At 64.9% G+C, this 7,327-nt stretch carries 6 protein-coding genes and 1 pseudogene; 5 read left to right on the forward strand and 2 right to left on the reverse strand.

Annotation, left to right across the window (positions count from 1 at the left end; all coding sequences use genetic code 11):
* Nucleotides 1-636: pseudogene (locus VF662_RS05225) on the forward strand (DNA-directed RNA polymerase subunit beta'); the annotation flags it as partial.
* Between the two features lie 114 nt (nucleotides 637-750).
* On the opposite strand, the gene VF662_RS05230 reads toward VF662_RS05225, so the two are convergent.
* Nucleotides 751-1,698 (reverse strand): hypothetical protein, encoded by a 948-nt coding sequence (locus VF662_RS05230; RefSeq protein ID WP_464138605.1) that lies wholly within the window; start codon nucleotides 1,696-1,698, stop codon nucleotides 751-753.
* A gap of 432 nt (nucleotides 1,699-2,130) precedes the next feature.
* Here VF662_RS05230 and VF662_RS05235 point away from each other — a divergent pair, with 432 nt between their 5' ends.
* Complete coding sequence (locus VF662_RS05235) at nucleotides 2,131-3,300, forward strand: glycosyltransferase family 4 protein (protein ID WP_464138623.1); 1,170 nt, start codon at nucleotides 2,131-2,133, stop codon at nucleotides 3,298-3,300.
* Here the strand turns inward: VF662_RS05235 and VF662_RS05240 are convergent.
* Nucleotides 3,297-3,890: a PadR family transcriptional regulator gene (locus tag VF662_RS05240; RefSeq protein WP_464138610.1), complete on the reverse strand. Its 594-nt coding sequence runs from the start codon at nucleotides 3,888-3,890 to the stop codon at nucleotides 3,297-3,299. The genes VF662_RS05235 and VF662_RS05240 overlap by 4 nt on opposite strands.
* Nucleotides 3,891-4,025: 135 nt before the next feature.
* On the opposite strand from VF662_RS05240, the gene VF662_RS05245 reads away from it, so the two are divergent.
* The 3 genes from VF662_RS05245 to VF662_RS05255 all read left to right on the forward strand — a co-directional run.
* On the forward strand, nucleotides 4,026-5,345 hold the full coding sequence (locus VF662_RS05245) for a replication-associated recombination protein A (protein WP_464138614.1): 1,320 nt from the start codon (nucleotides 4,026-4,028) through the stop codon (nucleotides 5,343-5,345).
* On the forward strand, nucleotides 5,326-6,720 hold the full coding sequence (locus VF662_RS05250; protein ID WP_464138617.1) for a serine hydrolase domain-containing protein: 1,395 nt from the start codon (nucleotides 5,326-5,328) through the stop codon (nucleotides 6,718-6,720). Before VF662_RS05245 ends, VF662_RS05250 begins: the two co-directional genes overlap by 20 nt.
* An 82-nt stretch (nucleotides 6,721-6,802) precedes the next feature.
* On the forward strand, nucleotides 6,803-7,327 hold a 525-nt coding region (locus tag VF662_RS05255; RefSeq protein ID WP_464138620.1), incomplete at its 3' end, for a mechanosensitive ion channel.

A 7,327-nucleotide genomic window follows, 5' to 3' on the forward strand; every position in this document is an offset into this window, starting at 1 on the left:
GTCGCGCTGGCCGAGTATCTCGTCGCCGAGATCCAGGAAGTCTATCGCTTGCAGGGCGTGAAGATCAACGACAAGCACATCGAGGTGATCGTTCGCCAGATGCTGCAGAAGGTCGAGATCACCGAGAGCGGCGACAGCACCTTCCTGGTCGGCGAGCAGGTCGATCTTCAGGAGATGAACGAGGTCAACGCTAAGCTGAAGTCGGGCAAGAAGCGGCTCGCCGAAGGCAAGCCGGTGCTTCTCGGCATCACCAAGGCCTCGCTCCAGACCCGCAGCTTCATCTCGGCCGCCTCCTTCCAGGAGACGACCCGGGTGCTCACCGAAGCCGCCGTCCAGGGCAAGATCGACACGCTCGACGGTCTCAAGGAGAACGTCATCGTCGGCCGCCTCATCCCGGCCGGTACCGGCGCTGGCATGAACCGGATGCGGATAGCCGCCTCCAGCCGCGACGCAGCGCTCCGCGCAGCGCATCGCAAGCTGCAGGAATCGCTCATCCTTCCGAACTCCTCGGAAGAAGAGCATGCGGCCGAGCTCGCGCAGGGGCCCGAAGCGGCGATCGGCGACGATCCGCTCGGTGCGGTCGCCCCCAGCGGCCACGGCACCGATGCCGACGCCGGCGAGTATCTGCAGGACTAAGGGCTGCGCCTGAGCTGAAACGAAGCGGCCCGCCGGAGTAATCCGGCGGGCTGTTTTCGTATGCCTGCCACCCGCAAACCGCGACGTGCCCGTGTTGATCTAACCAGCTACGCCTTAGAAGATCCGCGAACCACGCTCGGAATTCAATGGCTCCCGGCGACGTTGGATATTGTCTAGCATCGCAAGTTGCTTGTTAGCCATCTCTAGCTGAGCTTCGTTCAGCCGCTCCCTTTGCACCGCAGCTTGATCTGCAGCTGTTTGAACCCCGTCCACAACCTGTCCCAGGGAAGACAGAACCTCGCTTTGGCGCTCCCTCATTCCGTGCTCAAGATTACGAACTTGGTCGCTTAAAGTCTCCATACTGGAGGACAAACGATATCCCAGGCCGTCGATGGCTTGCCCTAACGTCGCGAACCCACAAATCAGAACACTTGTTGTTCTTCTCTGTTCGTATATTGTAGCAAACTGAAAGTCTCTCTGTGCTTGTCTGATCGTACACCCCATTCTATTCTCAGTTTCCTTCGCGAGGTGAACGCGGTTCACGGACTGAGCCTCGACAGGGAAAGGCTCAATTGGACCATCATAGTCTTTAGATAATTTTGCATGACGTGAGGCTAAGTAAGTGAGTCGTTCTATGTTACTGTTCACATCAGCCAATGTTTTTAGTACGGCTTCGATAGCTTGCCAGAACGGAGAGAAAGCTCGATCGTTGTACTCACGTTCTGCGCTAAGGAGCTGCTCCTCGGCCTTCAGCAACAAAACAGGAATTTGGGAGTACGCTTGGACGGTTTCTCTGCGGGTTTCATCGAGATCATTCCGAAGCATTGCTTGGTACGCCTGATAGTTGGCTCTAGCCTCGGCCTCAGCCCTCTCCCGCTCCTGCTGTAGTCGAAGTTCTTCTTGTGCTCGCTCTCTCTCATGTTTCACGTGTCGATAGACGACGTAACCGATGGCGATTGCACCAAAAATCCACCAGCCGCCAATTGAATATAAGGCGGACCCGATTGCAAATGGGATAAACAGAATTAGCGCCAACAGGAAGAGTGCGAAGAGGTCTCTCATCCTTAGCTCCCTACCGCCACGAGGGTATGATATCTGAGTGTTGTACAGAAAAGACCGGAAGCATAATACCTAGTTATACACCTGATTTCCCTTCCGCACACGATGCCTCCTATCCACCGCGCGTGAGGCGGGGATGGTCCTGTTAGGCAGCCTCATACTGCTGTTGGCTGTGGTGACGCTTGCCGGGCTGGGCGGGTCGCAGAGACCGTCGCGGAGGCTGCGGCCGTCGGCGCGGGACCTACCGGTGGGGCGTTTTGCTTTTGGAGAGATCATGAAGGCGCTGATCGCCATCCTCGCGCTCACTTTGCTGGTCGTGCCGATGCTCGCGGGCATCCGTCGCATCCGCCGCCTGCCGCCGCCGGAGCACGACCGGGAGCAGGACTGATGCCCGCCGAGTTGGCCTTTGCGGCCGAACAGCGTATCGGGCGCGCCATGGACGCCTCCGACCTTCGCATTGCGCTGTTCAGCGGCAACTACAATTACGTTCGCGACGGCGCCAACCAGGCGCTGAACCGGCTGGTCGAGTACCTGCTCCGGCAGGGGGCGTCGGTTCGCATCTATTCGCCGACCGTGGCGGAGCCCGCCTTCCCGCCGAACGGCGAGGTGGTGAGCGTCCCCGCCCTCCCCGTCCCGCGCCGCCCGGAATATCGCTGGCCGCTGATGATCCCGCCGCGGGTGAAGCGCGACATAAGGAAGTTCCAGCCGAACATCGTCCACGTGGCCAGCCCCGAGATATTGGGCCACCGGGCGGTGACTCTGGCCCGGAGGATGGGGGTGCCGGCGATCGCGTCCGTACACACCCGCTTCGAGACCTATCTCCGCTATTACGGTCTCGCCTTCCTGGAGCCGCTGATCCTTGCCGGCCTCCGCCGCTTCTACCGCCGCTGCAACGCGATCTTTGCGCCCTCGGAATCGATGGCGCAGCTGCTCCGCGAGCAGCGCATGAACTACAATGTCGGCATCTGGTCGCGGGGCATCGACACCGATATCTTCAATCCCGGCCGCCGCGATCTGGAGTGGCGCCGCGGCATCGGGATCGAAGACGACGTGCCGGTGATCGGCTTCGTCGGCCGCCTGGTGATGGAAAAGGGGCTCGACGTCTTCTCCGACGCGGTCGACCTGCTCGAGCGCAGGCAGGTACGGCACAAGGTGCTAGTGGTCGGCGAAGGGCCCGCTCGCGACTGGTTCGAGAAGAGGCTCCCAAACGCCGTCTTCGTCGGCTTCCAGGGGGGCGAGGACCTCGGCCGCGCCGTCGCCTCGATGGAGATGCTGTTCAACCCCTCCGTCACCGAGACCTTCGGGAATGTGACGCTGGAGGCGATGGCCTGCGCCCTCCCCGTCGTCGCCGCGATTGCGACCGGCAGCGAGAGCCTCGTCACCGACCGGGTCACCGGCCGCCTCGTGCGCCCCGGGGCCATCGAAACCTTCGCCGAGGCGCTGACCCATTATTGCCAGGACGAGGAGGCGCGCCGCGCCGCCGGCGCCAAGGGCCTAGAGGTCAGCCGCCGCTACGGCTGGGACCAGGTGAACGAGGCGCTGGTCGGCGGATACATCCGCACGATCCGCCAGAGCGCCCGCCCTGCGCGGAGCCCCGTCCCCTAAGCCTTCCGCAGCCTCTCGATCTTCTGCGCCGCCTCGTCGAGGATCGCTGCGACGTCGTGCAGCGTCTCCTCGTCGGCATCCTCGCGCGTGACTCGTTGCCAGAGCGCCGCAAGCAAATTGCCGACCGCGCGCTTGATCGGCGCGCCGCTCGCCTTCCGCTTGTGCTCGCCGAGGCCCGAGAGACGCTCGATCAGCCCCTCCGCCTCCTCCCGCCGCTCGGCAAGATAGGCTTCGCCCTCGGGCGTCGCGGCGAACACCTTCCGCGAACCCTCCGCCTCCGCCTCGCTGATATGGCCCATGTCCTGAAGCATGGTGAGGGTGGGATAGACGACGCCAGGGCTCGGCGCGTAGCTGCCGTGGGTCAGCTCCTCGATGGCGCGGATGAGATCGTAGCCGTGCCGGGGCTGGTCCGAGATCAGCTTGAGGAGGACGAGGCGAAGCTCGCCCGATTCGAACATCCGCCGCCGGCCTCCGCGCCGGCCGCTGCCCGGCCCCGGTCCGAAGTCGCCACCCCAGTCGCCCCAGCCTCCCGGGCCGAACTCGAAGGGAGGAATGGGCGGGATCGGCGGAATGGGTGGGATGGGAGGCATGTTGAAGGGAAATCCATGTCCAAATCGCCTGCGCATGCTCGCTCTCCGACTGCTTTAGACGGCCTGAGATATATCTCGACACGATCTGAGTCAACAGCGGCTGTATTGCAGGCGGATTGCAGCTAGACAGGTCCCATGGCCGATTTGTTCGCCGACGAGCCGCAGCCCCCTGCCCCCGCTACGCCGCCGGAAGCCGCTCCGCTCGCCGACCGGCTGCGCCCGCAGCGGCTCGATGAGGTCGTGGGCCAGGAGCATCTGACCGGCCCCGAGGGAGCGATCGGGCGCATGGTCGCAGCGGGCAAGCTCGCCTCGATGATCCTGTGGGGTCCGCCGGGGACGGGCAAGACGACGATCGCCCGCCTGCTGGCGGACGCGGTGGGGATACGCTTCGTTGCGATCTCGGCTGTGTTCTCGGGCGTCGCCGACCTCAAGAAGGTGTTCGCCGAGGCAAAGGAGCATGCCCGCGCCGGGCGGCAGACCTTGCTGTTTGTTGACGAGATCCACCGCTTCAACCGCGCCCAGCAGGACGGTTTCCTGCCCTACGTCGAGAACGGCACCGTGGTGCTGGTCGGCGCAACGACGGAGAACCCCTCGTTCGAGCTCAACGCCGCTTTGCTGTCGCGGGCGCAGGTGCTGATCCTCAACCGGCTCGATGCGGCGGCGCTCGGGCAGCTGCTGGAGCGTGCAGAAGCGATCGAGGAGCGCCCCCTCCCCCTCACGGCCGAAGCGCGGGAGGCGCTGGTCGCCACGGCCGACGGCGACGGGCGGTTCCTTCTCAACCAGGCCGAGACCTTGTTCTCAGTGGAGCTTCCCGAGCCGCTCGATCCGGCCGCTCTCTCCGCCCTCCTCCACCGGCGCATGCCGGTCTACGACAAGGATCGGGAGGGCCACTACAACCTCATCTCCGCACTCCACAAATCGATCCGCGGCTCGGATCCGCAGGCGGCGCTTTACTATCTGGCGCGGATGCTGGTTGCCGGCGAGGAACCGCTCTACCTGCTTCGGCGGCTCACGCGCGCCGCGGTGGAGGATATCGGCCTCGCCGACCCGCAGGCGCTCGTCCAATGCATTGCCGCTAAGGACACGTACGACTTCCTTGGATCGCCCGAGGGCGAGCTCGCCATCGTGCAGGCCTGCCTCTATCTCGCCACCGCCCCCAAATCGAACGCGGTCTATGCCGCGCAAAAGGCGGCGTGGCGAAGCGCGCGCGAGACCAGCTCGCTGATGCCGCCGAAGAACATCCTCAACGCCCCTACCAAGCTGATGAAGAATATCGGCTACGGCAAAGGCTATCAGTACGACCATGACGCGCCGGAAGGCTTCTCCGGCGACAATTATTGGCCCGAGGAGATGGAACCGCAGACCTTCTACGCGCCTGTGGACAGAGGCTTCGAAAAGAAGATCGCCGAACGCATCGCCTGGTGGGAGGAACGTCGTGCCGAGAACAGGAGCTAGGTTCCTCTTCCTGATCGCATTGGCCGGTGCGCTCGCCGCTCCCGCGCCCGCTCAGGATCAGGCGCGGTACCAGCGGGCGCTTGCGGCGGGCTACAAGGCCTCGTTCCTCTGCAGCGACATCTTCAACGGCGGCATGAGCGAGGCGCAGGTCGAGCAGGACGATCTCCAGCGGACCTATCCCGAGCTCGTCCCGCTGATGGCGGGGATGAAGGCGAGCATCGACCGCACGGCGAGAATGGTGAGCGTCGCTTTCGACGATGCGATGCCGCCGCGGGTGGCGGCGTGGCGGCCTTACCTCGGCTGCGCGCAGCTTCCGATCGGCGCTGCAGCGGGAACGGCCTCCGCCTTGCCCCAGCTCGGCATTCAGCCGCAGCGGGCGAGCACGGATGCTCTCCCTTGGCCGATCGGCGACCGCAACGCGCTCGCTCGGCCTCGCGGAGATGCAAAGGCGCTGGCGGGTGCGGTGGCCGCTGCATTCGATCGCCGCACCTACGGACAGGGCAGCGAGACGACTGCCGTGCTGGTGCTCCAGAACGGCCGTATCGTCGCCGAGCGCTACCGGCCGGACTTCAACATGCACATGTCGCAGCGGACCTGGTCGGTGGCCAAGAGCATCGCGGGTACCTTGATCGGGGTGGCGGCGCATCAGGGCCGGATCGACGCCGCCGCCCCCGCGCCAATCCCCGAGTGGCGGAATGCCGGCGATCCGCGCGCGCAGATCACTCTCGACCAGCTGCTCCGGATGGCGAGCGGCCTCCACAGCGACACCGCCGGCAACCGCACGGACGCAATCTATTTCGGCGGCACGACCGTCACCGAGCAGGCCGCCGGCTGGCCGCTGGAGGCGCCTCCCGGCACGCGCTTCCGCTACGCCAACAACGACACGATGCTCGCTGTCCGGGCGCTCCGCTCAGCACTGGGCGACGGGCAGGAGGCGCTCGCCTTTCCCTTCACCCAATTGTTCTGGAAGATCGGGATGATGCGGACGGTTCCGGAGACGGACTGGCAAGGCAATTTCATCCTTTCCAGCCAGGTCTGGACGACCGCTCGCGACCTCGCCCGGCTCGGGCTCCTCTACCTGGATAATGGTATGTGGCAGGGTGAGCGGCTCCTCCCGCAAGGCTGGGCCCGCTACGTCTCGACCAACGGCCCCGCCCAGCCCATGCGCGGCAGCGGCTACGGAGCCACCTTCTGGACCTTCGCGAGGGATACCGGCCACCCCGCCGACGCCTTCTCGGCGCAGGGCAATCGCGGCCAATATCTGACGATCATCCCCTCCCGCCAAATCGTGATCGTCCGCCGCGGCTTCGACGGTGCCGAAGTCAGCTTCAAGCTCGATCTGTTCGTCCGCGACGTTCTGGCTGCGCTGCGCTAAGGGCGGAGAGGAACCAGCCGAGGTTCGGAACATTCTTTCGGCAACGACACGACCAATGGTCGGCCAATAAGAGGGGCGTCTCATGTACAGTTCCGATCCGCAGGTGAGCTACTGGCAGGACCAGGCGCAGGTGTGGGTGCCGCGCATCCTCGGCGCCATCGCCATTCTCGTCATCGCCTACATCCTCGCCCGCGCGGCGAAATGGGCGATCGCGAAGATCGTCGACCGCGTGCCGGCGCTGAAGCGGCACTATGAGGCGGAGCCCGGGCAGACGCTGGGCGGCCTCATCGGGGATGTCGTCTTCTGGCTGATCCTGCTGGTCGGCATCATGCTCGCGCTCCAGCCGCTGGGGCTGAGCCAGGTGCTCGAGCCGGTGCGGCAGCTCACCAACAATACCTTCGCCTTCATCCCGAACATCATCGCGGCCGCGCTGATCTTCTTCATCGGCCTCGTCGTCGCGAAGATCCTGCGCCGCATCGTCGAGGGTGCGCTGCTCGCCGCCAACGCCGACGGCTGGCTGCGGCGGAGCGGCATCATGGAGACCGCCGGAACCACGCCCGCCTCGCCCGCGGGAGCCTCGCCGACCATCGTACCGCGCGTCTCGATT

The sequence above is a fragment of the Allosphingosinicella sp. genome, from assembly GCF_036387215.1.
Taxonomy (GTDB): Bacteria; Pseudomonadota; Alphaproteobacteria; order Sphingomonadales; family Sphingomonadaceae; genus Allosphingosinicella.

Coding starts and splice junctions, on each gene's coding strand:
- VF662_RS05230 (WP_464138605.1), bottom strand. CDS start 1,698: ATGAGAGACCTCTTCGCACTCTTCCTGTTGGCGCTAATTCTGTTTATC.
- VF662_RS05235 (WP_464138623.1), top strand. CDS start 2,131: ATGGACGCCTCCGACCTTCGCATTGCGCTGTTCAGCGGCAACTACAAT.
- VF662_RS05240 (WP_464138610.1), bottom strand. CDS start 3,890: ATGCCTCCCATCCCACCCATTCCGCCGATCCCGCCCATTCCTCCCTTC.
- VF662_RS05245 (WP_464138614.1), top strand. CDS start 4,026: ATGGCCGATTTGTTCGCCGACGAGCCGCAGCCCCCTGCCCCCGCTACG.